Source organism: Massilia sp. (assembly GCF_031995545.1).
GTDB lineage: Bacteria > Pseudomonadota > Gammaproteobacteria > Burkholderiales > Burkholderiaceae_D > Telluria.
This window is the reverse complement of sequence record NZ_DAMAGA010000003.1, coordinates 185,427-210,727: the sequence shown is the minus strand read 5'-3', so window position 1 is coordinate 210,727 and position 25,301 is coordinate 185,427. Positions and strand designations below refer to the sequence as shown.

Genomic DNA, 25,301 nt, shown 5'->3' with positions numbered 1-25,301 from the left:
CCGTACAATGCGGCCTTGATCCCCCAGCACGGAAACACAGTTATGGAAAACCTCGACCAGCGTTACCTCGTCCAGCAAAACAAGCGCACCGACGACGGCAAATCCCCACCCGTATTCGCCAAGGTCATGCGCAGCAAGGAAGGCAAATTCGAAGGCGTTTCCTTTATCAAAAACAAGGAAAAAGCGACTGTCATGACGGTCGCCGAAGCCAATGAAGCGATCGCGTGGGCCACCAGGAAGAAAGGCAACGCCCACGAATACGACACCAGGATCATCTGCCTCGGGCAGTAATCACGCGCTACCCAAGCTGCGCGAATTGGCATTCGTGCGGAACAGGATCGGCTGCTCGACGATGTCGGCGCCATCCAGCCCGGCATTGGGTTGGCTGGCGAAACGGATCACCTGATCCACCCGGTCGCGCTTGGGCGACTTGCTGCACACCGGATCGGTCGCCGCCGCGTCGCCGGCCATCATGAACGCCTGGCAGCGGCAGCCGCCGAGGTCGCGCCCCTTTTCATCGCAGCTGCGGCAGGGTTCCTGCATCCAGTCGTTGCCGCGATAGGCATTGAAGGCATGGCTGTCGCGCCAGATCTCGCTCAGCGCCATGTCGCGCACATTCGGCAGATTCAATCCCGGCAAGCCGCGCGCGTTATGGCACGGCAGCGCTGCGCCATCGGGCGCCACGCCGAGAAACACCGAGCCCCAGCCATTCATGCAGGCCTTGGGGCGATTCTCGAAATAATCCGGCACCACGAACAGCAGCTTGCATTCGTCGCCGATACGCGCGCGATATTCTTCCACCACGCGTTCGGCTTCGCGCACCTGCTCCAGCGTCGGCATCAACTGGGCGCGGTTCTTCATCGCCCAGCCGTAATACTGGGTATTGGCCAGCTCCAGGTATTCGGCGCCGAGCGCCAGCGCCATGTCGATGATCTTGCCGACGTGCGGCAGGTTATAGCGGTGCAGCACGCAATTCATCACCATCGGGTAATCGTATTGCTTGATCAGCTTCGCCACTTTCATCTTGAGGTCGAAAGTCCTGGTGCTGCTCAGGAAATCGTTGAGTTCGCGCGTCGAATCCTGGAACGACAGCTGGATATGATCCAGCCCGGCGTTCTTGAGCGCGGCGATGCGCGTTTCATTCAGGCCGACGCCTGAGGTGATCAGGTTGCTGTAGAAGCCGAGGCGGCGCGCTTCGGCCACCAGTTCCTCGAGGTCGTCGCGATTCAAGGGCTCGCCGCCCGAAAAGCCCAGCTGCACCGCGCCCAGTGCGCGCGCCTCGCGCATCACGCGCACCCAATCGCCGGTCGTCAATTCATTGCGCACGGCGTCGTAATCGAGCGGGTTATAGCAGAAGGCGCAATGCAGCGGGCATTGATAGGTCAGTTCGGCCAACAGCCAGAACGGCGGCGATACCGCCGACGCACCCGGTTTAGCGGCAGGGATCGGCAGCATCACTCGATCCATTTATGCTGGTAAGCGTGGGCCAGCAAGCCTTCGATGTCGGGACGCAGACCGGTTCGCTGGAACTTGGTTTCCAGGTCGCTGACGATCTGGTCGACCGGCGTCTGGCCGTCGCAGCATTTCAGGATTTCGGCGGCGCTGCCATTCAGTTTCACCATCCCTTCCGGGTACAGCAGCACGTGGCATTGCTGCGCGTCTTCCCATTGCAGGCGAAAGCGCCGGCTCATGGCCGGGGTGGCGGGAAATCGTAGTTCACTCATGTCGGGTAGGCTTTTTCGATCGCGTCCAGCATGGCCCACAGGATATCCAGCTTGAATTTCAGGATATCGAGTGCGCGCTGCTGTTGCCGGCGCGTGGTGAAATAATCGAGGGTCACGGACAAGCCATGTTCGACGTCGCGCTGGGCCAGCGGAATGCGGCTGCGGAAATACGTCAGGCCTTCCGATTCGACCCACGGATAATGGGCCGGCCAGCCGGCCAGGCGGTCCTTGTGGATCTGCGGCGCGAACATTTCGGTCAGCGACGAGCAGACCGCCTCCTGCCACGGCGCGCGGCGCGCGAAATCGACATATGCGTCACAGGCGAATCGCACCGCCGGCACCACGTGCTGCAGCGACCATAACTCGGCGCGCGGAATGCCGGCCGCTTCGCCCAATTGGGTCCAGGCTTCCATGCCGCCCTGAGCATCGCCCTGATAATCATCGTAGCCGTCATGATCCAGAATGCGCGCGATCCACAGGCGACGCGTGGCGCGGTCGTCGCAATTGGACAGGATCGCCGCATCCTTTTTCGGGATAATGAACTGGTAATAAAAGCGGTTGGCGATCCAGCCGCGGATCTGCTCGGGCGAACATTCGCCGGCATTCATGCGCAGGTTGAACGGGTGATGGATATGGTAGCTCTTTCCCATCGCCCGCAACTGGCGTTCGAATTCGTCGCGCGACCAGGGCGCCTGGTCAGCCTCATTGTTGAAGGAAAGCGTCATAGCGTGATTTCCATGCCGTCGAACGCCACCTCGATGCCGTGCGCGTTCAATTCAGCGCGCTCGGGCGAATCCTCGCGCAGGATCGGATTGCTGTTGTTGATGTGAATGAGAATCTTGCGCCGCGCCGGCATGCGGTCCAGCACGTCGATCATGCCGCCCGGCCCCGATTGCGGCAGGTGGCCCATCATCTGCGCCGTCTTTTTCGACAGGCCGAGCGTGATCATTTCGTCGTCGCTCCAGCAGGTGCCATCGACCAGCAGCACGTCGGCCTGGCGCATCGCCGCTTCCACCGCCTCGGTCATATTGCCCAGGCCCGGCGCATAGAACACGCGCGCACCGCTGGCGCCGTCATGCAGCATGAGTCCAATGTTGTCGCCCGGATGCGGGTCCTCGCGGTGCGAGGAATACGGCGGCGCCTTGCTCAGCAGCGGGACCGGCAGCACGGTCGTGCTATGCAGCGGCGCAATCGACAGTGCCGCGCCATCGATCGCCAGCTCACGCGCATCGACGCCGCAGTAGTGACTCAGCACGCGGATCAGCGGCAAGGCTTGCGACAGGTCGGCCAGCACTTCCTGGGTTGCATACAAGGGTAGCGGCGCGCCGCGCTCGCGCAGCATCAGAAGGCCAGTGACGTGGTCGATCTGCGCATCCATCAACAGCACCGCAGCAATGCCGGTATCGCGTACGGCGCGGGCAGGCTGCAGGGCGGGCGTGGCGCGGATCTGCGTCAGGATGTCGGGCGACGCGTTGACCAGCAACCAGTCGACGCCATCGTCGCTCACGGCGATCGACGACTGGGTACGGCTGACGGCCTGGATCGTGCCATTGCGCACGCCGTCACAGTTCAGGCAATTGCAGTTCCACTGAGGGAAACCTCCCCCGGCGGCGGAACCTAAGACACGGATTTTCAACGGCGCATCCCACCTTTCGGCATGGTGATCGCATAGCCTGCGAGCAAGCACCGATCAAGCGATCGGCACTTGCCGGACTTGCGCATTAACGGTTGAAAACGTACATCGTGATTTCAAAACCCCAACGGAAATCGATTGCCTGAGGTGTTTCCCAGTTCATAGTAAGCCTCCTGTTGAATGGATAGTGATGACGTGGTCCAACAGTAGTCGTTCACAAAGACTACGCTTTATTGTGACTTACTCTTAACGATCCTGCACAACAGTAGCGGGCTGTCGTGCGGGCGTACTTACTGCGGGTGCTACAGGCGGATCGCCGGTGAATTTTTACAGTTTCGACGAACTTGCGCCGACCGATGCCGCAGGCACCAGGCGCTGCACTTCCATGATCAGCTGCTTGCTCATCTTCTCGTTATCGCCGCCGAACCGGTCGCCGTTATGAAGCGTGACGACGACGATGCCCGAATCGATGTCCATCTCGAGCTGGCTATAAAAACTGAAGATATAGCCGCCATGGCCGACCAGGCGCTTGCCGTTGACTTGCCGGACCCATTCGCCATATCCGTATTCGGTCTGCTTGCCATTGGCCAGGACATAGCCGGTATTCATCCGCTCCACGCCGGCGCGCGACACGATTTTCCCGCCCTGCAACGCCAGCATGAACGCCGCCAGATCGTCCACCGTGCTGACCAGGCCGCCGGCCGCATAGAAATTGGCGGTGGCGATCGGCCATGCAGGCTTGGGACCGGCCCGGTAGCCCGTGACCAGGCCCGGGATCAGCTGCTGGTCGCTGCCGCTCGCGGTATGTTTCAGCCCCAGCGGCTGCACGATGCGTGCGTCGACGAACGCAAAAAACTCCTGGCCCGAGATCTTCTCGATCAGCAACCCGAGCAGGTTGTAGCCCGTGTTGTTGTAGACGAAGCGGGTACCCGGCTCGAAGTCGAGCGGACGCGAACGCACGGGCGCGACCAGCTCCTCGGGCGTGTGGTCCAGCCTGGCTCCGATGCGCCAGTAGCCCGAATCCATCGATGCGTCCGGAATGCCGCTGGTGTGCGTCAGCAAATGCTCGACCGTGACCTTGGCCCATTGCGCGGGCGCGTCGGGGAAGTAGCGTGCGATCGGCGCGTCCAGGGCAAGCTTGCCGTCGTCGACCAGCAGCATGATGGCGGTGGCCGTGAACAGCTTGGTGGTCGAGCCGATGCGAAACACATGCTCGGGCGTGACGCGGACGCCCAGCTCCAGGTTGGCCATGCCATAGCCTTTGCGCAGCACCGGCTTGCCTTGCTGGAGCACCAGGGCGGCGACGCCCGGCATGTCCGGCGCGTGATGGCTCGCAATGATGCGGTCGAGCGAGCCGGTCAGAGACGGTGGAGTGCCCGGCGCTGCCAGCGCCAACAGCGGAAAACACAGCGCGAATGCCAACGGTTTCATCATTGCATGCATGTCAAATCTTCCGCTCAGTGGGTCGCGCCACCGGCCTCGACAACGTCCTCGCCCGTTTGCAGCGTCACCTCCACGGCAGTACGGATACCGGCCACGATCTGCTCCAGCGCCATCGACGGCGGCGCATCCGGGCGCGCGGCGGCCTGCTCCGGCAGGAACGGCACGTGGATGAAGCCGGCCTTGATCTGCTGCCCCGCCACGTGGTGCATCAGGCCATAGAACACGTGGTTGCACACGAACGTGCCGGCAGTCTGCGACACCCCGGCGATCAAGCCTTTAGCACGCATTGCCCGCACGATGGCCTTGATCGGCAGCGTCGAAAAATACGCCGCCGGCCCGTCTTCGGCGATGCGCGCATCGACCGGCTGCTGCCCATCGTTGTCGAGGATCGACGCATCGTCGACATTGATCGCCACCCGCTCGACCGAGATCTCGGCCCGCCCGCCGGCCTGTCCCACCGCGATCACGACATCGGGATGCAGTTCATTGACCATCGCCGCGATCGCCTCGTTCGCGTCGCCGAACACGCACGGCAGCTGGCGCACCTCGACCCGGAAGTGGTGGCCGCCGGCCTCCCCCTGCCAGCCTTCCAGCGCGCGCACCGCTTCCCACGCCGGGTTGATGCTGGCCTTGTTGAACGGCTCGAAGCCGGTAAGCAGTACGGTCTTGATCATCGGTTCATCAAAAAGTAGAGCAGGAAGATGTTCACCACCAGGAGCGGCAGCGCGGTCGGGATCTGGGCGCGGATCACCGCGTTCTTGTCCGGCAGTTCCAGCAGCGCCGCCGGGACGATGTTGAAGTTGGCCGCCATCGGCGTCATCAGGGTACCGCAATACGCGCTGAACATGCCGATCGCCGCCATCACCGCCGGGTTGGCGCCGAACACGCCGATCAGCACCGGGATGCCGACCCCGCCCGCCATCACCGGGAAGGCCGCGAAGCCGTTGCCCATCACGATCGTGAACAGCGCCATGCCGATGCAGAACACGGCCGCCGCGACGAAGCGCGTCTCGAGGCCGATGTAGGAGGTGGTCAGGTGCGCCACCGCCTTGCCGACGCCGGCCTCGGAAAACAGCAGCCCCAGCACCGCCAGCACGTGCGGCAGCACCACCGCCCAGCCCATGGCGTCGATCAGGCGCCGCGCTTCGCGCACGCCCTGCAGCGGCGTGGCGCGCGTCAGCCAGCAGGCGGTCAAGAGCGCCACCAGCGCGCCGCAGCCGAGACTGGCCAGGGTCAGGTGGGCCGGGTCGAGCAGCGGCAGGCCGCCGATCTGCACGTCCCTGAGCACCGTGGCGCCGATCACGGTCACCAATGGCAGTAGCAGCGCCGGGATGAACAGGCGGTTGCCCAGGCGCGCGGCGCTGGCGGCGCGCGCCGTATCGGACAGCACGGAAGGCTTGCCGGCACGCACGCCACCGAAGCCGGCCAGCAGCGCCATCGCGATCATCAGGGCGCCGATCCAGGCCGGCGCGATGCGCTCGCCGGCCAGGTACAGGGTGGCGTACAGGCCCCAGAACAGCGCGGTGGTGAAACGGCGCGGATTGCTGCGGTCCAGCAGGTTCATCACGCCGACCGCGCCCAGCAGCAGGCCGATGACGATGTACAGGTGGTCGATGGTGAGGGTCATGCGGCGCCCTGCTCCACCGTTGCGGCGGCGTCCTTGCGCGCACCCAGTTCACGGCGCAGCTGGGCGTCCAGGCGGCGCAGGTTCCAGGCGTGGATGATGAAGGCGCTGATCGCGGTCGGGATGCCCCACAGCGCGATGTGCAGCGGATTGACCTCGATGCCTTCGGCCTGCAGGATGGTGTGCATCAGCACGATGGCGCCGAAGGCGACGAAGATGTCTTCGCCGAAGAACAGGCCGACGTTGTCGGTGGCGGCCGACATGGCGCGGATGCGGTGGCGCAGGCATTCGGGCAGCGCGCCGTACTGGGTCTCGGCGGCCGCTTCAGCCATCGGCGCCACCAGCGGACGCACCATGTTCGGGTGGCCGCCGAGGCTGGTCAAGCCCATGGCGGCAGTGCTTTCGCGCGCGAGCAGGTAGACGATCAACAGGCGCCCGGCGGTGGCCGATTTGACGCCGGCGATCACGGCCTGGGCGCGGTTGCGCAGGCCATAGCGTTCCAAAAGGCCGATGGCGGCCACCGGCAGCAGCAGGATCAAGGGCAGGTTGCGGGTCTTCACGAAGGCGTTGCCGAGCGACTCGAGCAGGGCGACGAACGGCATGGCGGCGGCCGCGCCGGTGACGCCGCAGGCCGCCACGGCGACCAGCACCGGGTTGGCCCGCAACAGAAAGCCCGCGACCACGACTGCCACACCGAGCAGCGGCCACAGGTTGACGCTTGAATCCATGAACGCTCCGGCTGGTTATGAAAGCCGGGCAATATTACATGATGTCCATGAGCGGCTTGCCGCAGTTTCAGTCGGGGCGGACCGGATTGGTGGCGAGGTCGCCGACCACCGTATTCCATTGGCGCACATGGAAGGCGCGCACCAGGCCGTGGGTGACGTAGGGGTCCTTGGCGGCGAACAGCTGCACGGTTTCGGCGCTGTCGGCCTGGAATACCAGCACCGCCTTGTCGGCCGGTTCGGCCACCGCGCCTGCCAGGATCAGTTCGCCACGTTCCTGAGCCTCCCAGGCCAGCTTCAAGTGGGCGTCGCGGAATTCGCCGCGGCGTTCGAGGTAGTCGGGGGCGAGGTCGTACATCAGGAGGTAGTGCACGGGAGGTCTCCAAGGTTGTGGCGGTCTGTGCCGGGATGAGTGGATGGTACTGGAATTGGGTGGCAGGTGCTGCCGTGAAGACGTTGTGCGCAATCGGTGCCGGAGTCAGGCCAGCAGCCACAGCGGGCAACACGCCCGAAATGTTGGACTAAAACAACTTTTTGACCCGTTCCGCATGTTTGATTCCACAGTGCTACATGCCGCACATAAAAAAACGGCTGAGCAGGCGTAGACTGCACCCATGGACACCTCGAAGAAAATGGCGGCAGGGATCACCGGATTTGCCAGCATGCTCTGGCTGGGGCTGACGGCTGCCGTCGCGGCCAACCAGCGCCGCCTGGTGTTCAATCCGACCCTGGAACGCGAAGTCCAGCACCCGCGCTCGAGCGGCCACCGCACCCGCCCGGTGGTGCTGCGCGCCAAGGACGGCACCCGCCTGTGCGGCTGGCTGATGACCCCGACCATTCCCGGCCCGCGCCCCGCGGTGCTGTACTTCGGCGGCCGCTCGGAAGAAGTGTCGTGGGTGGTGCGCGATGCCGGCAAGCTGTTCCCCAACATGACCGTGCTGGCCATGAACTACCGCGGCTATGGCGAATCGCAGGGCATCCCGGCCGAGATCCACATGATCGAGGACGGCTGCCTGCTGTTCGACTGGCTGGCCACGCGCGGCCAGGTCGACGCGCGCCGCATCGCCGTGGTCGGGCGCAGCCTGGGTTCGGGCGTGGCGGTGCAGGTGGCCAAGGAGCGTCCGGCCCACTCGGTGGTCCTGATTACCCCCTACGATTCGATCCTGGCGATCGCCAAGCGGCGCTTCCGCGTGATGCCGATCGAGTACATGCTGCGCCACCGCTTCGAGTCGATCAAGCACGCGCCCGCGCTCAAGGCGCCGACCTATGTGCTGCGCGCCGCCAGCGACGACGTGGTGCCGCACGCGAACACCGACCTGCTGGTGGCCAAGCTGGGCCGGCTGGTGGCGGACGACACCGTGCCCGACTCGGACCACATGAACATCCCCTACCTGGATGCCACCCAGGACATGATCGCCGGCTTCCTCACCCGCCAGTTCAGCCAGCCGCTCGACGCCGCCACCGCTGCGGCGGCGGACCAGAAGGCCGAAGCACCGGCCACCGTATTGACGGAAGAGCCCGTCATTGCGGCGGCCAGTGCCGTGCCGATCACCGTCAGCGTCACCCCGCCGGCGGCAAATACCCCCATCCTCCCCTCGCCCGACCTGCCCGAAAAAGCCTCGGCTTAGAAAATAATTGCAAAAGTTGTCAGCAGTTATATTTCCATCGAATAAATTGGGAAGTAAAATCGTATTTGTCATCAACTTGTAGATTGATGCATATTTGACAGCTTGCGCTGTGATGACCCGTATCCGCCCGTGCACCATGCGATCGGCCCTCTCACTGCGCCGTAGGTTCGCTGGAAAGCCTTGTTGCTGACATGCGACATATACATTTCCGCCGAAGAAATAGGTCACCAGATACAATTCGACACCCCCAGCGGTCTCTTGGGCTGACACAATCGCGCAGCGCAAAGCAGGAACAACGCGGCAGCTTCCCTTGCCGTCGCGTTGTTACCGCCATGCCGCCGTGCAGCCCATCCCATCGCCAGCCGTGCGGCGGGTACAATATCGCTATTCCAGGAGCCCATACATGAAATTCAAGCAACTCAGCATGACCATTGCGGCGCTGTCCGTGGTTGGCACTGCGATGGTTCCGTCGGCGGTTGCCGCGCCGACCGCAGGTCCGATCGCCGCGCCCAAGTTCGGCGTGGTCTACGATGCGGGCGGCAAGTTCGACAAGTCGTTCAACCAGTCCGCCTACGAAGGCCTGCAGCGCTTTAGCAAGGAAACCGGCATCAAGGTACTGGAAGTGCAAGCCAACAGCGACACGCAGGCGGAACAGGTCATGCGTGGCCTGGCGCGCAAGAAGATCGACCTGATCGCGGCGATCGGCTTCTCGCAGACCCAGGCCGTGCAAAAAGTTGCCAAGGAATTCCCGAACGTGCGCTTCGTGCTGATCGACAGCATCGCGCAAGGTCCGAACGTCAATTCGGTGATGTTCAAGGAACAGGAAGGCTCCTACCTGGTCGGCACCGCCGCCGCGATGGCGTCCAAGACCAAGAAGCTGGGCTTCGTCGGCGGCATGGACATTCCGCTGATCCGCGCCTTCGCCTGCGGCTACGCGCAAGGCATCAAGGCCACCGCGCCGAAGGCCGAGATCGTCCAGAACATGGTCGGCACCACCGCCGCCGCCTGGAACGACCCGGCCAAGGGTGGCGAACTGGCGCGTGCCCAGTTCGACCGCGGCGTCGACGTGGTGTTCGCCGTGGCCGGCGGCAGCGGCATGGGCGCGCTGCAGATGGCCAAGGAAAAGGGCAAGCTGGCGATCGGCGTCGATTCGAACCAGAACTACCTGCATCCGGGCACCATGCTGACCTCGATGGTCAAACGCGTCGACGTGGCGATCTACGACTCGTTCAAGTCGGTCCAGAACGGCACCTGGAAAGGCGGCGTCACCTATAAGGGCCTGAAAGAAGGCGGCGTCGACTGGGTGCTGGACAAGGACAACCGCAAGGTCGTCACGCCAGAGATCGAGAAGCGCGTGAACGCCGTGCGCACCGACATCATCAACGGCAAGATCAAGGTCATCGATTACCGCGCCGGCAGCAGCTGCCCGGTCTGATTCTTTATACCCATCGCGAAGCGCGCCGCACCGGTTGATCCCGGTCCGGCGCGCTTTTGAATGAATGCACACTCCAATTAACGACAGATCGCCATGCAGCCAGCCGTAGAATTTCGCAACATTAGCAAGGCCTTCGGGCCGGTGCAGGCGAACGCCGACGTCAGCTTCTCGATCGCCAAGGGTTCGATCCATGGCGTGATCGGCGAAAATGGCGCCGGCAAATCCACCCTGATGAGCATCCTGTACGGCTACTACCACGCCGACAGCGGCCAGCTCGTCATCAACGGCGCCGAGCAAAAGATCCGCTCCAGCCAGGAAGCGATCGGACTCGGCATCGGCATGGTCCACCAGCACTTCATGCTGGTCGAGAACATGACCGTGCTCGACAACGTGATGCTGGGCACCGAGGGTGGCTTCAAGCTGTCGAAGAAACGCGCCGAAACCGAGGCCAAGCTGCGCGAGATCTGCACCCGCTACCGCCTCGACGTCGATCCGCTGGCCGTCATTTCCGATCTGTCGGTCGGCGCCCAGCAGCGCGTCGAAATCCTGAAACAGATCTACCGCAGCGCCGAAATCCTGATCCTGGACGAGCCCACCGCCGTCCTCACCACGCAGGAAATCGCCTCGCTGTTCGATATCCTGCGCCTGTTCAAGGAGCAGGGCAAAACCATCATCCTGATCACCCACAAGCTGGGCGAGATCATGGAAATCACCGACCAGGTGACGGTGATGCGCGCGGGCCGCGTGGCCGGCGCCGTCGCCACCGTCGACACCTCGAAGGAGCAGCTGGCGAATATGATGGTCGGCCGTCCGATCGAGGGCAACCTGCCGCGCAAACCGTACTTACCGGGCGCGCCGGTGCTGCAGGTGGAAAACCTGCAGCTCAAGGACTCGAACGGCGTGCAACTGCTGGCCGACATCGCCCTGAACGTGCGCGCCGGCGAAATCGTCGCGATCGCCGGCGTGTCCGGCAACGGCCAGAGCGAGCTGATGGAAATCCTGTCCGGCATGCGCCTGCCGACGTCCGGTAATGTGACGATGGAAGGCAAGCCCCTGCCCTTCGCCGGCCGCTCGAATGCCGACGGCCTGCCTGCCACCTTCCGCAACCTCGGCATCGGCCACGTGCCGGAAGACCGCCTGCGCGACGGCGTGATCAAGGATTTCTCGGTGATGCAAAACACCGTGTTCGGCTACCAGGACCGCGTCACCAACGGCGCCGGGCTGTTCGACTTCAAGGCCATCGCGGCGCGCTGCGCCCACTTGCTGGAAGAATTCGACGTGCGTCCGAAAGACCCCAATGTGCGCATCGGCCTGCTCTCGGGCGGCAACCAGCAGAAGGTGGTGATCGCGCGCGAAGTCTCGAGCGCGCCCAAGCTGATGCTGGTCGGCCAGCCGACCCGCGGTGTCGACATCGGCACCATCGAAAGCATCCACACCCAGCTGCTGCGCCTGCGCGACGAAGGGGTGGCGATCCTGCTGGTGTCGACCGAGCTGGAAGAAGTGCGCGCACTGGCCGACCGCATCGTGGTGATGTCGGGCGGCCGCGTCACCGGCGAACTCAATATTGACGAATTCGATACCACCCGCATCGGCCTCCTGATGGGCGGGATGCACAAATCATGAAAACCACTGAACTCCCACGCTGGGCCTCGGGCTTCGTCCTGCCGGTCCTGAACCTGCTGTCGGCCCTCCTGGTGGCGGCCCTGGTGATCCACCTGCTGGGCGAAAGCCCGGTCGAGTCGCTGCAGATCCTGATCAACAGCGCCGTCATCAATCCGGAAGGCCTGAGCTACACGCTGTTCTACGCCTCGACCTTTGTCTTCACCGGCCTGGCGGTCTCGATCGCCATGAAGGCGGGCCTGTTCAACATCGGCGCCGAAGGCCAGATGTACCTGGGCGGCCTGGGCCTGACGCTGGTAATGCTCAGCTTCGACGCGAGCATGTCGCCGTGGCTGCTGATCCCGCTGGCGATCGTTGCCAGCGCGGTATTCGGCGCCGGCTGGGCCTTCCTGCCCGGCTACCTGCAGGCCAAGCGCGGCAGTCACGTGGTGGTCACGACCATCATGTTCAACTTCATCGCGGCGAATCTGATGAACTACATCATCGTCAGCCACCTGATTCCGGAAGGCGACCAGAACCCGGCCAGCCGCACCTTCAGCGAAGCGGCGGCGATGCCGACCCTGTACACCTGGTTCCCGGCGCTGGGCGACACGCCGCTGAACATCTCGTTCATCCTGGCCCTGGTGGCGCTGGTGATCTACGGCGTGGCGGTGTCGCGCTCGAGCTGGGGCTACAAGCTGCAGGCCACTGGCCTGAATGCCCACGCCGCCCACTACGCCGGCGTGCGCATCAGCCGCACCATCATTGTCACCATGCTGATCTCGGGCGCCCTGGCCGGCCTGGCGGCGGTGAATTCGATCATGGGTTCGACCCACTACCTGAGCCTGAACTTCCCGGCCGGCGCCGGCTTCATCGGCATCGCGATCGCGCTGATGGGGCGCCAGAACCCGGTCGGCATCCTGCTGTCGTCGGTGCTGTTCGGCGCGCTGATCCAGGGCGGGTTCGACCTGTCGCTGGAAAAGCCGAACATTCCGCAAGAGACCATCGTCTTCATCCAGGGCCTGATCATCCTGTTCTGCGGCGCCATGGAAAGCATGTACGGACCGGCGATCCTGAAGCTGATCAACGCCCGCCGTAACAACAGCAACAACAGTATCAAAGGTTAAGCCATGGATGACTTCCAGTTCGCCAGCATCGTCGTCTCCACCATCCGCAACGCGCCGGTGCTGATCTTCGCGGCCATGGCCGGCCTGTTCGCCGAACGCAGCGGCGTGGTCGACATCGGCCTCGAGGGCAAGATCCTGGCCTCGGCCTTCGTCTCGGCCGGCGTCGCCTACAGCTTCCAGGACCCGTGGCTCGGCATCGGCGCCGGCATCCTGGCCTCGATGGCGCTGGCCCTGCTGCAGGCCTTCGTCTCGATCACCCAGAAGGGCAACCAGCTGGTGGCCGGCATCGCCATCAACATCGCCATGAGCGGCCTGACCTTCGTGGTGGCGCAGTACTTCTTCCAGCAGGGCGGACGCACGCCGGCGCTGGGCGACGCGCGCCTGACCGACGTGGTGCTGCCGGGCACCGAGCTGGTGGCCGACGTGCCGGTGCTGGGCTGGCTGTATGGCCACGTGATCGGCGGCCATTCGGTGCTGGTGTATCTCGCCTTCGCCCTGCTGCCGGTCGTGCACTGGACCCTGTACCACACCCGCTTCGGCCTGCGCCTGCGCGCCTGCGGAGAAAATCCGCACGCCGCCGACGCGGCCGGCATCTCGGTCCAGCGCACCCGCTACACGGCGATGATCATCGCCGGCGTGCTGTGCTCGTTCTCGGGCGCCTACCTGTCGATCGTGCAGAGCGGCTTCTTCTTGCGCGACATGTCGGCCGGTGCCGGCTACCTGGCCCTGACCGCGCTGGTGTTCGGCAACTGGCGTCCGCTGCAGACCGTGCTCGGCTGCCTGATGTTCGGCTTCTTCTCGGCGATCCAGATCCAGATCGAAGGCGTCGACCTGCCGGTGGTGGGCCGCATCCCGGGTTCACTGATCCAGATGATCCCGTACGTCGTCACGGTGGTCGTGCTGGCCGGCCTGATGGCCAAGTCGGTGGCGCCGAAAGCGCTCGGCAAGCCGTTCGTCAAGTCGCGCTAAGCCCGCCTTGATATCCTGGCGCTCCCTCTGCCATCGCGCAAGGGAGCGCCTGCCTGTATAGACATTTCCCCCTGCCACGCTTGTTAGAATGTAACAAAGCGTCGGCCCTACGCCACGCCGTGTGAAAAATCACGTTATCGGGCGCACAATTTTATCGATTTTTTTCATCTTTCTCTGCGAGAATGGCGTTCCTCACGGCAACATTTACTGCCTGAACCGGATTTTGCACTTTCTCAGCGAGGACATATGAAAATTCAGAACGTTAAAATACGCACGCTGCTGTTCAGCGGCTTCGGCGCCATTCTCGCCATGATGGTGCTGCTGGTCGGCATCGGCCTGGTGCAGATGCAGAAAGCCGAAGCGCTGACCGACAAGCTGTCCGGCGACAGCATGCGCCGCCTGGCCATGCTGCAGGAGTGGCAGGCGATCATCGAGACCAACGCGGCGCGCACGCTGGCGGCGATCAAGATGGCCGATCAGGCCGACGAAAAATTCTTCCTGGATGCGATCGCTCTTTCGTCGAAGCGTTCCGACGTGCTGCAGAAGGAACTCAAGGAAACCCTGTCGACCGACCCGACCGCCTTCGCCTTGTTCGGCAAGGTGGACGAGCAGCGCGAAGGCTACCGCGCCGCGCGCAAGGCGGTGATGGCGCAGAAGGCGGCCGGCGAAGCCGAGGCCGTGCGCAAGTTCCTGGATACCGACATGGTGCCGCGCGTGCGCGCCTATGTCGATTCGCTGGGCGCGATCGTCAAGTACCAGCAGGACGTGGTGGCGCATGACGCGCAGGAAATCGACGCCGGCTTCCAGACCAACCTCACCCTGCAGCTGGCGCTGACCGTCGTCGCGCTGCTGTTCGGCGGCGTCTGCGCCTGGTGGATCGGCCGCCGCATCAGCGCACCGCTGACCGAAGCGGTGTCGGTGGCCCAGACCGTGGCCCAGGGCGACCTGACCAGCCGCATCGTGGTCCAGGGCAGCAACGAGACCGGCACCCTGATGGGCGCGCTGCGCGACATGAACGACAACCTGGTCAGCATCGTCGGCCAGGTGCGCAGCGGTACCGAAACCATCGGCGAAGCGGCCAGCCAGATCTCGGCCGGCAACCTGGAGCTGTCGGCCCGTACCGAACAACAGGCCAGCGCGCTGGAAGAAACCGCGTCGTCGATGGAAGAACTGACCTCGACCGTGCGCCAGAACGCCGACAATGCCCGCGAAGCCAACCAGCTGGCACAGGCCGCCTCGCAAGTGGCCGGCCGCGGCGGCGAGACCGTCGGCCGCGTGGTGCAGACCATGACCGCGATCGCCGATTCGTCGAAGAAGATCGGCGACATCACCGGCGTCATCGACGGCATCGCTTTCCAGACCAACATCCTGGCGCTGAACGCCGCGGTGGAAGCGGCGCGTGCCGGCGAACAGGGCCGCGGCTTCGCCGTGGTGGCATCGGAAGTGCGCAACCTGGCGCAGCGCTCGGCCGCCGCCGCCAAGGAAATCAAGACCCTGATCGGCGACTCGACCGGCAAGGTCGAGGAAGGCAGCCGCCTGGTGTCGGACGCCGGCAGCACCATGCAGGAAATCGTGGACAGCATCAACCGCGTGACCACCATCATGTCGGACATCGCTATGGCCAGCCAGGAGCAGTCGGCCGGCATCGAGCAGGTCAACGGCGCCATCGCGCAGATGGACCAGGTGACGCAGCAGAACGCGGCGCTGGTGGAAGAAGCCGCCGCCGCCTCGAGCGCGATGCGCGAACAGGCCGACGCGCTGGCGCAGCTGGTGTCGACCTTCCGCTTCGAAGCCGCGCAGGCGCACGGCGGCCGTCCGGCACTGCGCAACAATGCGCGTCCGGCGCTGACCGCGTAACACGGTTCGCGGGCGGCGCTGCCGCCCCATGCTGGACAAAACGCCGGGGCTTCCCGGCGTTTTTTTTATGGCGTAACCGGATCGACCGGTTCGTAACGCGCCGCCGACCGGCTCGAGCGCGCCAAGGTCCAGGCGAAGCCGATGCCGGCCGAGGCGCCGCTGTTCTTCAGGTGCAGCGGGCTGTCGCGGTTGGCGCTGCCGGCATACGACTCATAGCGCACGAAGCCGAACACGCGCACATCCGGATTCATCTGGCGCGTGGCGAACAGGCCGACCCGGGCCAGCACCAGGCCGGCGTCGGCCTCATAGGCCGGGCGCGATGCCGTGGCGTACTGCGGCGCCACTTCGTAGAAGTAGCGATTCAGGCGCTTGTCGCCGAACACCACCGAGGCATTGGCTTCGAACGACCAGGGCCCCGCCGCCATGCCGGGCAGGCCGCGCGTCTCATAGGCCAGCCGCGGCTCGAAGGTCCAGCCCTGGCGCCGCAGCCCTCCCCTGGCCTCGATCACCGCGCGCAGCGGCAGTTCGGCGCGCAGCCGGCTGGTGGGGCTGAGGTCGGCCAGCTTGATCTTCAGGCGCGGACCGAACTCGAACAGCGTGCCCAGATCCGGCATGCCGCTGCGCGCTTCGACGTCGTCGGATTCGGACGGCAGCGCGCCGGCCAGGCCGATGTCGAATTCGGTGCGCTCGGAACGGAACAGGCGCGCCCCCACGCCCGACTGGTCGGCGCGCAGCACTTCGCCGCGGTACAGCAGGTAAGGCAAGGCCAGCACGCGGCCGCTGCGGTCGTCGGCGCCGGGGTAGGCCGGCGTGCTGACGCCGAAGGCGCCGACGCCGAATTCCCATAGCGGCAACCGGCTTTCGTCGGCGGATTGGGCGAAGGCGCAAGCCGCGCTCAGGGACAGGCCGGCTGCGGCCAGGACGGCCTTGGAAATAAGGGACATGGGTGCGGGATCGGATCAAGAGGTGAACCGATTCTAGCGGAGTTCGCACATGCTCAGCACACGATCACCCGGCTGTTGGCGCTCAAAAAAAACGTCATCGCGCAGGATGACGTTTTGCTGTTTGCGATGAAACCGGCGCCGGCTTACGGCCAGATCTTGGTCAGCATCGCCGCCAGGTTGTACCCGCCCTTGATCAGCTGCGTCTTCGCCACCGCCGAGCTCGGCACCGGATAGTTGTCCGGCACTTCCAGCGCGAAGGTGTAGTAGGTCTCGCCCTTCTTGCTGGTCTGCGGGGTCAGCTTGCCCGGCACCACGTCGGCGTAGGCCAGCTTGGCCGCCACCAGGCCGTCGTCGGCCCACTGCACCGGCCAGGTCGAGACGTCGCCCTTCGGCGTGGCGACGTGCGGATGGCTGTCGATCGCCACCTGCGCGAACTGTTCCGGGGTGCGGGTCTTGATGCGGCGGAAAGCGTAGTCGACCGTGGTGCTGTCCCAGTAAGAGTGGAACGGCTTGGTCAGCGCCTTGGGCACGCCTTCTTTTACCACCACCGGCGCATTGGCCAAGTCTGCGGCAGGAATCAGCTTCGACGACAGCGCCACCAGGCGCTCGTCGTCCAGCAGCAGGTTGTTGCCACCGCGCGAATCGAAGACCAGGCTTTCGTCGACTTCGGCGCGGTTCTTCGGCACCACGAACTTGCCGTCCTTGCTCACGAACGCCGAACCGACGTGCAGCGGCTGGTGGATGTCGCCGGCGAAGTGGGTCAGCAGGATCAGCGCCTGGCGCTTGCTGAAGTTGTGCGGGTTCAGCGCCGGATCGGTTTTACCCTGCAGGACGGCGATGCACTGCTTCAGCGTCTGCACGATGTCGACGTCGCTGGTGCCCACGCCGTGCTCATGGTAGTGGTCGAGCTGGAACGGGGTGTTGGTGTAGTGGTATTCGCTGTGGCGCGGATTGCCCTCGACGTAGTCGATCATCTCCTGCGTCTGCGGGCCGCAATAAGTGCCCTTCACGCAGTCGGCCCAGTTGGCGATCGACTCCAGCGATTCGCCCGGCTGCAGCAGCAGTGCAATCTGCTTTTGCGCATTGCTGCCCTTGAGCAGCTTGTCGGCGATCGCGCCCACGGCGCGGTGGCCGTCGCGGCCCCAGGCGGCGGCGTCCGGCGCCGCCATCGATGCGAAGGCCGCAGTCAGGGCCAGCGCGCATGCAAGTTTCTTCATCATGATTCCTTGATCTTTACTACGCTCAGTCGGCTTTGCGGATACGCGGCGTCGCCTTCGGCGCGCCCTGCCCTTCGATCTTCTTCAGGTAGGCGGTAAAGCCTTCCAGGTCGATCATGCCGGTGTCGATGCGGTTGGTGCCCTGGGCGAATTCCGGATAGCCGTCGCTGCCTTCGGCCAGGAAGTTGTTGGCGGCGATGCGGTAGGTCGCGCCGTCCTGCACTTCCTTGCCGTCGATTTTGACGCTGCCCGGCACCAGGCGGCTGCCGACCGGCCGCTTGGCATCCCAGGCGTAGCTGAAGCCTTCCGACACGTGCATGATGGCGTCGCCCGTCGCTTCGGGCTGGTTCCACTGGCGTTCCAGCAGGCGCTTGATCTGGGCGCCGGTCAGGTCCATCACCACCATGGTATTGCCGAACGGGAGCACGGCCTGGGCCTGGCCGAAGTTGACGCTGCCGTCAGGACCGGCTTCCAGGTCGCGGCGCACGCCGCCATTGTTCATGAAGGCGATTTTCGCGCCCAGGTGACGGGTCGAATCCAGCGCCGCATCGGCCACCAGGCGGCCGATGGTCGATTCGCCATTCGCGTCGCGCTTCCTCAGCAGCGGCGTGCCGGCTACCCGCGCGATCGGACGCGCCAGCGCGGCCTGGCTGCGCTCTTTCACTTCGGCCACGAAGGCCACCATCTTCTCGTCGGCCGGATACTCGCCCGGCTTCATCACCACGTTGCTGACCTTCAGGTCGCGCACCGCGCCGCTGCCAGGTTCGACCTGCATCGAGACGCGCGTGAGCAGGTGGCCGGCGGTGTCGGCCTGGGTCACGACGCGGCCGTCGACGCCGCACAGGTAGCCCTGGTGCGAGTGGCCGGTCAGCACCAGCTTGACCGACGGGTCGATCTTTTTGGTGACATCGACGATGTCGCCGGTCAGCTGCGAGCAGTCGGTCTTGAATGGCGACTCGACGGTGCGGCCGCCCTGGTGCACCAGCGCCACGATCACCTGGGCGCCGGCGGCGCGCATCTGCGGCAGCAGCGCGTTGATGGCGTCGGCTTCATCGCCGAAGCGCAAGCCGGCCACGCCCGACGCCACCACCATGTTGGGGGTATCACGCAGCACCACGCCGACCAGGCCGACCTTGATGCCCTTCACGGTTTCGATGGTGTAGCCCGGGATGAACGGCTTGCCGGTGGCGGCGTCGATCACGTTGGCGCCCAGGTACGTGAATTTGGCGCCGCCGAAGGTCGGGGCGTACTTGCAGGCCTTGGCCGGACGCGACGAGTCGCAGCCGCCGTGCTGCTGGCGCAGCAGTTCCTTGCGGCCGCCGTCGAATTCGTGGTTGCCGACCGCGCTCGCGCGCAGGCCCAGCATGTTCATGGCCTGGATCGTCGGCTCGTCGGCCCACAGCGAGGACAGCGCCGGGCTGGCGCCGACGATGTCGCCGGTCGAGACAAGCAGCAGGTCCTTGTCTTCCTTGCGCCACGCCTGCAGCGCGGCAGCCACCGCTTCGGCGCCGCCGGCGCGCAGCACGTGTTCCTTGCCGTCGACGTCTTTCATGGTGTAGCGGCTCGGCTCGAGGTTGCCGTGGAAATCGTTCAGCGAAACCAGGTTGATGGTCACCGGGGCTTGTGGCGTGCTGGCGCAGGCCGACAGCAGCAGCGCCATGGTGAGGGTGGACAGGCCGGCGTATGCGCGACGCGAAGCGTTCATGGGAAATACCTTTTATTGAATGCGGGCCACCATGGCGGTGGCCGGAAAAGCGGAAGTGCGAGCGACCTCGGCAACCAGGATTATCCCATGCGCCCCGGCCGCGGGAAATCCTTACATTGGTCTGCTTCACTTGCGCAAGAAAAGCGGCACGAAAAAACGGCCGGTGTTTCCACCGGCCGTTCTGGCTCAACTCATGTTGCGTGTCGAGAGATTAGAACTCGTAACGCAGGGTTGCCTGGATGGCCCACTGCGACTCGCCCTTCGACTGCTTCAGGTCTTGACGCTCGACTTCGTTGCGCACGACGTAGCGGTAACGGCCTTGCTCGTCGATACCGGCATAGTCGACGAAGCTGCGCGCCATGCCGCCATTCGACTGGAAGCTGATTTCTTCGGTACGGCCCCACTTCTTGTTCAGCAGGTTACCGAAGTTCATGAAGTCCAGCGTGAAGGTTGCCTTGTTGCGCGCGAAGATGCCCGGGATTTCCTGGCTGATACGCACGTCGAAGGTGTTGACCCATTCCGAGGTGCTGTTGTTACGCTTCACGACACCGCCAGCCGAACCGTGCAGGCCCTTGTTGGCGTTGACCACGTCCCAGAAGCGCTGCTCGTTGGCGCGGTTGGTCGCGGTATCGCCCACGAACACGACTTCGCCGGAACCGAACGCGGTCGGGATGTACATCAGGTCGTTGCCGGCCAGTCCGTCGCCGTTCAGGTCATTGTTGATCGTCCAGCTGTACGGACGGCCTTCACGACCTTCGTAGAAGATGCCCAGGCGGGTGTTGTAGTTCTCGAAGAACTTCTTCTGGAAGTTCATCAAGGCGTTCACACGGTTCTTGATGGCATAGCTCGAGGTAGCAGCTTCTTCCTCGTTCGGGTTGAACACCGAACGGCCGTTGAAGTTCGAGTTCGACACCGACGAGGTCAGCGGCGAGACTTCGGTCGAATCGGTGTAGGTGTAGGCCACCGACCAGCCGAAGCCCTTCGTCAGCGGCTTCGACAGCGACATGGTCAGCACCTTGGCATCGCCCTTGTCGGTATCGCGGGCCACCAGCACGTTGCCGTAGCTGCGGTTGCTCAGCGCCTTGCTGGTCGCGCAGTTGTTAACCAGGGTCGCGGCGTTGCGGGCCACGTTGTAGCAGGCGGCGCTGCGGCCGGCGGCGTCCCAGAAAATCTGACGGCCATCGCTACCGGTCGCGGTTGCCGCGCCCAGGTTCAGGTGTTCGTAATAGATGCCGTTCTTGTTCTTGGTGTACAGGGCTTCGGCGCCGAACACCAGGCCGTACCATGGCAGTTCGGTGTCGAACGCCAGGTTGGCTTTCCAGATCGACGGCTGACGCAGGCCCGGATCCAGGAAGTCCACGTTGGCTGCCGGGATGGCGCCGGCCACGACCGGCTGGCCATCCGGGTTGAAGCTGATCAGGCTGCCGGTGGTCGGGCAGCGGGTCGCGCCGCTACCCGAGCAGCTGATGGTCTGTGCAGCCACGCCAGGATTCGAGAACGGGTTCGACATCCACACGGTTGCCGCCGCGCCCTGGAACAGGCCGAAGCCGCCGCGCAACTGGGTCGGACGCGGCGCCTTGTCGAAGCGGTAGTTGAAGCCGAAACGCGGCTGGATCAGGTCGGTGCCGTCGATGGTGCGGGTGTTGTCCAGACCAAAGCCGCCGCTCTGGCGGGTATTGGTTGCCGGATTGCCTGCCACCAGCGGCCGGGCCGCGGCGGCGTTCGCCAGCGGCGTGCCGCCGACGTCGTTACGGTCGTAACGCACGCCGTAGGTCAGGGTCAGCTGGTCGTTGACACTCCAGGTATCCTGCAGGAACAGGCCGGTGTTCTTCAGTTCGAACTGGGCAACGGCGTTGTCCAGCGAACCGCCAGGCACGGCGCGCTGCACGCTGTAGCTGGTCGGACGGCCGAGGCGGAAGTTCTCCAGCACCGACGCTTCGATCTGTGCGGCGCTTGCGGTGGCGCAGTTCGCCAGCGTGCAGCCGAAGGTGTAGTTGCCGTACACGTCTTGCAGGAAGGCGTTGTAGATCTTGTTTTCGGTGCGGTCGACACCGAACTTCACTTCGTGGTCGCCCAGGATCCAGTTGGCGCCGGCGTAGTAGTCCTTGGTCTTGTTGCGCAACACGTTGTTGTGACGGCTACGTTCGGTACCGAAGCGCAGGAAGCGGTCGCGGTCCGAGGTGCCCGACGGTGCGCCTTCCGGCAGGGCGCCGGTGAACTGCAGGCTCATTGCCGGGGTGCGGGTGGCATTGGTCGGCACCGAATCGTAGTCGCGGGTCGAGAATTTCAGCTCGGTCGAGAAGTTCGGGGTCCAGTCCGAGAACACCTGGCCGACCACGGTCTCGATCGACTTGCCCTGGTTGTAGAAGCTCGACGACAGGCCGACTTCGGTGGCCGAATAGCCTGGATAGAACGGCTCGCCCTGTTCGGTCTTGGCATAGCGCAGGTTGGCGCGGTGTTCGTCGGTGATGTTCCAGTCGAACTTCACCATGCGCTCTTTCGAGGTCAGCAGCGAGCCGCCCGAAGCGACGCCGCCGATGTCGACGCCGTACTGGCTCTGGGCGATGCGCTGTGCTTCGCTGATGGCCGACTGGGTAATGCCGACGGTGGTGCCGAGACCGGCGCCGATCGGTCCGAAGTCCGGACTCGAACGCGAGCTCTCGAAGTTTTCAGCCAGAGCGTAGATGAACAGCTTGTCCTGGATCAGCGGACCGGATGCCCAGATACCCTTGGTGGTTTCCTTCGACTTCGGCGGATTGCTGTAGGTGTCGGTGATCGGGTCGTAACGGTCGCCCGACATGGTGTCGTTGCGGAACACGTAGTACACGCCACCCTTGTAGGTGTTGGTACCCGACTTGGTCACGGCGTTGATGTTGGCGCCGGTGTAGCCCTTCTGGGTGACGTCGTAGTTGGCGACGTTCACTTGCACGGACTGGATCGCTTCGATCGAGATCGGCTGGCGCGCGGTCGGGCTGCCGTTCGATTCCAGGCCGAAGGTGTCGTTGATCGCGACGCCGTCGATGGTCATCGAGTTGTAGCGCGAGTTCTGGCCGGCCACGGAGATTTCGCCGCGGTCCTTGTCGGTCTGCGACACGCGCGGATCGATACGGGCGTAGTCCTGCAGGTTACGCTGGATCGACGCCTGGGTCTGCAGTTCGGTGTTGCTGATCGCGGTGCCGGCGCCCATGGCGCTGCGCGAGAAGACCTCGGCGCGCGCGGCGCTGCCGGTCACGGCCACGGTCTGGATCTTCTGGCCCAGGGTGGCGTCGATTTCGGCGGTTTGCGCCAGGTCGGTGAAGACGTCGGTACGGGTCTCGGTGATGCCGTCCTTGGTGATGGTAATCGTGTAAGGACCACCCACGCGCAGGCCGCGTGCGACGTAGCGGCCTTCAGCGTCAGTGACGACATTGCTGACAGAACCCGACTCGACGTGCGTGATCGTCACCTGGGCGCCGGCAGCTGGCGCGCCGCTGGAAGCCGAAATACGGCCGCCGATAGCCGAGGTGGTGTTCTGTGCAAACGACGGCGCAGCCGCCAGTGCAACGGACAAAGCCAGCGCCAACTTGGTGAGCCGGATCTGTTGTTGAGTGATCATTGATAACCCCAAAAAGAACTTCAAGTGATTGTTGGACGCCCTGGAAGGACGCCCTCCCCTACGATTTACAGCTTATTGTTGTGCTTGATGCGCCGGCGTTTCAGCCGACAAGCGGCTGCGATTGTATCGTTACAATGTTTCAACAAAATGACGCGGTGAAGAGGTGATTTACAGCGGAATGCCGCCAATATGCATGAGCTTTCGACAAGCCGACAAATTCGTTTTGGCTTAGGGTTTTAGAGCTTTTGCATATAAATCGCCGCGCAAGTGTTGTCTGTACGCGACACAATCCGCTCCATCGGAGCCGGAATATGACAAGGCGGGATTATATGTGCGGCATGCTTCAATGGAATTTTTTCGGAAAAAATTCGGTGGAAGTAGCTGTGGAGCGAAGATTTTTGTAGCGAGAAGGCGACATAAGTTAATTTTAGATTAACTTATCGCCAAACAATCGCCTGCCGATTATGACAGGCAGGCAGTCCGGCGAGCGCCGGACTGCCGAGGTCAGACTTTATTTGGCGGAGACCGCGCGTGCGGCCAATGCGGCGATATCGGCTTCGAATTTTTTGTAACGCTGATCGAGCTGACTCGTCAGTCGTTGCTTTTCCGCGACGGACAGGAATGCGTAGCGGATACTGGCGTACGAAGCTTTTTTCACTTCCGCGTAGCTCGGCTTGAACTGGCTGGCGAACTGCACGTATTCGTGTGACAGCGTATGGCGCGTCACGCCGGCGTCGTCGGTCGAGATCACGTACGGCACCCCGTACTGGCGGTACAGGTTGATCGGGTGGTCGGCGCCGGCCACGCCGCTGATGAAGGCGTTCGAGGTCAGGTTGATCTCGACCGGGATGTCCTTCTCGCGCATGGTCTTCATGATCGCAGGGGCATTGGCTTCATGCGCCAGGTCGAGGCCATGGCCGATGCGGTGCGCGCCGGCCACGCTCAAGGCCTGGTCGATGTGGAACTTCAGGCCTTCCGGCGGCACGTCGCCCAGCGCCAGTTCGCCGGCGTGCATCGCTACTTTCACGTCCGGGTACATCGCCTTCATGAAGCGGAACATCTTCATGTGCAGCGCGTAGTCGCGCATCGGCACGTGCTGGCTTTCCTGGCCGACGATATTCACGCCGACGATGCGCGGGTTCTTTTGCGCGGCCTTGAAACTCGACATCATCGACGAGAACACCATCGATGGGTTCAGCAGACGCAGCACGTAGTTCTGGTAGCGCATGGTGAAGCGTTCGTCGTCGATGCCCTCGGATGCTTTCACGATGCCGGCGACGAAATCGTCGATGGTCTTGTTGAAGGCCGGGTCCTTGTCCAGTTTCGCGAAGGTGGCGCGCATGGCGGCGTCGAGCGCCTTGTCGTCGTCCACGTTGTTCCATGCCTGGGTATCGAAGCCGGCGTCCGGCACGAACGGCGACAGCAGGAACATGGTTTCGATGTAGCCGACATTCTCTGCGATGGCGCGCTGTTTGATCTCTTGCAGGCCTTCGTGCAGGTTGTCGTTGGCGACCGGGCCGAAGTAGCCGAAGGTGTGGAAGAAACGGCGGTCCGGCGCGATCTGCGCCGACGAATGATTGTGGAAATCCTTGTTCGACCAGCGCTTGACCAGCTCGCGCCAGACGTCTTCGTCGGCGTTCACTTCGGCGCCCGACAGGCAGCTGCGCTGCGCGGCCGGCTTGGCGCGTTCGGCGGCGATGACCGCCTTGTCGGTCTCGATGCGGTAGGTGTTCTTGTTGATGCAGAAGCCCTGCTTGTCGACGAAATCGACGTAGGTCTCGGCGTAGATCGCGCCCGAGTAATGGTGATGCAGGTCGCCGCCTTTTGGCATCTGGGTGAAGAACATGGTCAGGCCGGCCAGGTTCGGCTGGTCGCCCGCGATCAGGGCGGCGTAATGATGCGCGGTTTTCGCTTCGTTGGCGCTGGCCGGTTCTTTTGCCATGGCCGGCGCGCCGGCAACGGCGAGCGCCAGCAAGGCGCCGGCGGTCAGATTCTTGTGCATGGTGTGCTTTCTCGATGAATGACGACCGCTCTCGCAGGCGGACGATCGCGCAACTCTAAACCGTTCGTTCATTG

Annotated in this window: 22 protein-coding genes; 7 read left to right on the top strand and 15 right to left on the bottom strand. The window is 64.0% G+C overall.

Translation table 11 applies throughout. From position 1 onward, the window contains the following. Window positions 1-42 precede the first annotated feature (42 nt). Complete coding sequence (locus tag RTQ83_RS04430) at window positions 43-291, top strand: hypothetical protein (RefSeq protein ID WP_312511476.1); 249 nt, start codon at window positions 43-45, stop codon at window positions 289-291. On the opposite strand, the gene pqqE is transcribed toward RTQ83_RS04430, so the two are convergent. From pqqE to RTQ83_RS04385, 10 genes are all read right to left on the bottom strand, one after another. Next, window positions 292-1,455 (bottom strand): pyrroloquinoline quinone biosynthesis protein PqqE, encoded by a 1,164-nt coding sequence (gene pqqE, locus RTQ83_RS04425; RefSeq protein WP_312511475.1) that lies wholly within the window; start codon window positions 1,453-1,455, stop codon window positions 292-294. Then, the gene (gene pqqD, locus RTQ83_RS04420; protein ID WP_312511474.1) at window positions 1,455-1,724 is read right to left on the bottom strand and encodes a pyrroloquinoline quinone biosynthesis peptide chaperone PqqD; all 270 of its coding nucleotides are present in this window, start codon (window positions 1,722-1,724) and stop codon (window positions 1,455-1,457) included. The genes pqqE and pqqD overlap by 1 nt, the downstream gene beginning before the upstream one ends. Next, entirely contained in the window at window positions 1,721-2,449 is a 729-nt protein-coding gene (gene pqqC / locus RTQ83_RS04415) for a pyrroloquinoline-quinone synthase PqqC (protein ID WP_312511472.1), read from the bottom strand. Before pqqC ends, pqqD begins: the two co-directional genes overlap by 4 nt. Beyond that, on the bottom strand, window positions 2,446-3,360 hold the full coding sequence (gene pqqB, locus RTQ83_RS04410) for a pyrroloquinoline quinone biosynthesis protein PqqB (protein ID WP_312511470.1): 915 nt from the start codon (window positions 3,358-3,360) through the stop codon (window positions 2,446-2,448). The genes pqqC and pqqB overlap by 4 nt, the downstream gene beginning before the upstream one ends. Window positions 3,361-3,445: 85 nt before the next feature. Beyond that, window positions 3,446-3,520 carry a pyrroloquinoline quinone precursor peptide PqqA gene (gene pqqA, locus RTQ83_RS24280; protein ID WP_409456078.1) on the bottom strand — a complete coding sequence of 25 codons (75 nt, stop codon included), beginning with the start codon at window positions 3,518-3,520 and terminating at the stop codon, window positions 3,446-3,448. Window positions 3,521-3,684: 164 nt separating this feature from the next. Further along, complete coding sequence (locus RTQ83_RS04405; protein ID WP_312511468.1) at window positions 3,685-4,791, bottom strand: serine hydrolase domain-containing protein; 1,107 nt, start codon at window positions 4,789-4,791, stop codon at window positions 3,685-3,687. 23 nt (window positions 4,792-4,814) lie between these two features. Beyond that, the gene (gene pcp, locus RTQ83_RS04400) at window positions 4,815-5,471 is read right to left on the bottom strand and encodes a pyroglutamyl-peptidase I (protein ID WP_312511581.1); all 657 of its coding nucleotides are present in this window, start codon (window positions 5,469-5,471) and stop codon (window positions 4,815-4,817) included. Further along, window positions 5,471-6,427, bottom strand: a complete 957-nt coding sequence (locus RTQ83_RS04395) for a DUF979 domain-containing protein (protein ID WP_312511467.1) — start codon at window positions 6,425-6,427, stop codon at window positions 5,471-5,473. The genes pcp and RTQ83_RS04395 overlap by 1 nt, the downstream gene beginning before the upstream one ends. Then, window positions 6,424-7,152, bottom strand: a complete 729-nt coding sequence (locus RTQ83_RS04390; protein WP_312511466.1) for a DUF969 domain-containing protein — start codon at window positions 7,150-7,152, stop codon at window positions 6,424-6,426. The genes RTQ83_RS04395 and RTQ83_RS04390 overlap by 4 nt, the downstream gene beginning before the upstream one ends. Window positions 7,153-7,219: 67 nt before the next feature. After that, a complete protein-coding gene (locus RTQ83_RS04385) occupies window positions 7,220-7,522 on the bottom strand; it encodes a YciI-like protein (protein ID WP_312511465.1) in 303 nt (100 codons plus the stop codon). 241 nt (window positions 7,523-7,763) lie between these two features. Between RTQ83_RS04385 and RTQ83_RS04380 the strand changes: the two genes are divergently transcribed. The 6 genes from RTQ83_RS04380 (at window position 7,764) to RTQ83_RS04355 (ending at window position 15,764) form a co-directional block, all read left to right on the top strand. After that, window positions 7,764-8,777: an alpha/beta hydrolase gene (locus tag RTQ83_RS04380; RefSeq protein WP_312511464.1), complete on the top strand. Its 1,014-nt coding sequence runs from the start codon at window positions 7,764-7,766 to the stop codon at window positions 8,775-8,777. A 403-nt stretch (window positions 8,778-9,180) separates the two neighbouring features. Next, window positions 9,181-10,212, top strand: coding sequence for a BMP family ABC transporter substrate-binding protein (locus RTQ83_RS04375; protein WP_312511463.1), 1,032 nt, complete (start codon window positions 9,181-9,183; stop codon window positions 10,210-10,212). Window positions 10,213-10,305: 93 nt separating this feature from the next. Beyond that, a complete protein-coding gene (locus RTQ83_RS04370) occupies window positions 10,306-11,835 on the top strand; it encodes an ABC transporter ATP-binding protein (RefSeq protein ID WP_312511462.1) in 1,530 nt (509 codons plus the stop codon). Further along, window positions 11,832-12,938: an ABC transporter permease gene (locus RTQ83_RS04365; RefSeq protein WP_312511461.1), complete on the top strand. Its 1,107-nt coding sequence runs from the start codon at window positions 11,832-11,834 to the stop codon at window positions 12,936-12,938. The genes RTQ83_RS04370 and RTQ83_RS04365 overlap by 4 nt, the downstream gene beginning before the upstream one ends. 3 nt (window positions 12,939-12,941) lie before the next feature. Further along, a complete protein-coding gene (locus RTQ83_RS04360) occupies window positions 12,942-13,907 on the top strand; it encodes an ABC transporter permease (RefSeq protein WP_312511460.1) in 966 nt (321 codons plus the stop codon). A 246-nt stretch (window positions 13,908-14,153) separates the two neighbouring features. Continuing rightward, a complete protein-coding gene (locus RTQ83_RS04355; RefSeq protein ID WP_312511459.1) occupies window positions 14,154-15,764 on the top strand; it encodes a methyl-accepting chemotaxis protein in 1,611 nt (536 codons plus the stop codon). Between the two features lie 65 nt (window positions 15,765-15,829). Here RTQ83_RS04355 and RTQ83_RS04350 read toward each other — a convergent pair whose 3' ends face one another. From RTQ83_RS04350 to RTQ83_RS04330, 5 genes are all read right to left on the bottom strand, one after another. Next, entirely contained in the window at window positions 15,830-16,708 is an 879-nt protein-coding gene (locus RTQ83_RS04350; RefSeq protein WP_312511458.1) for a MipA/OmpV family protein, read from the bottom strand. A 143-nt stretch (window positions 16,709-16,851) separates the two neighbouring features. Continuing rightward, window positions 16,852-17,925: a S1/P1 nuclease gene (locus RTQ83_RS04345; RefSeq protein ID WP_312511578.1), complete on the bottom strand. Its 1,074-nt coding sequence runs from the start codon at window positions 17,923-17,925 to the stop codon at window positions 16,852-16,854. 25 nt (window positions 17,926-17,950) lie between these two features. Further along, entirely contained in the window at window positions 17,951-19,630 is a 1,680-nt protein-coding gene (locus RTQ83_RS04340) for a bifunctional metallophosphatase/5'-nucleotidase (protein WP_312511457.1), read from the bottom strand. 211 nt (window positions 19,631-19,841) lie between these two features. Further along, window positions 19,842-23,225 (bottom strand): TonB-dependent receptor domain-containing protein, encoded by a 3,384-nt coding sequence (locus tag RTQ83_RS04335; RefSeq protein WP_312511456.1) that lies wholly within the window; start codon window positions 23,223-23,225, stop codon window positions 19,842-19,844. A gap of 511 nt (window positions 23,226-23,736) precedes the next feature. Then, window positions 23,737-25,227: an adenosine deaminase gene (locus tag RTQ83_RS04330; protein WP_312511455.1), complete on the bottom strand. Its 1,491-nt coding sequence runs from the start codon at window positions 25,225-25,227 to the stop codon at window positions 23,737-23,739. Between the last annotated feature and the right edge of the window lie 74 nt (window positions 25,228-25,301).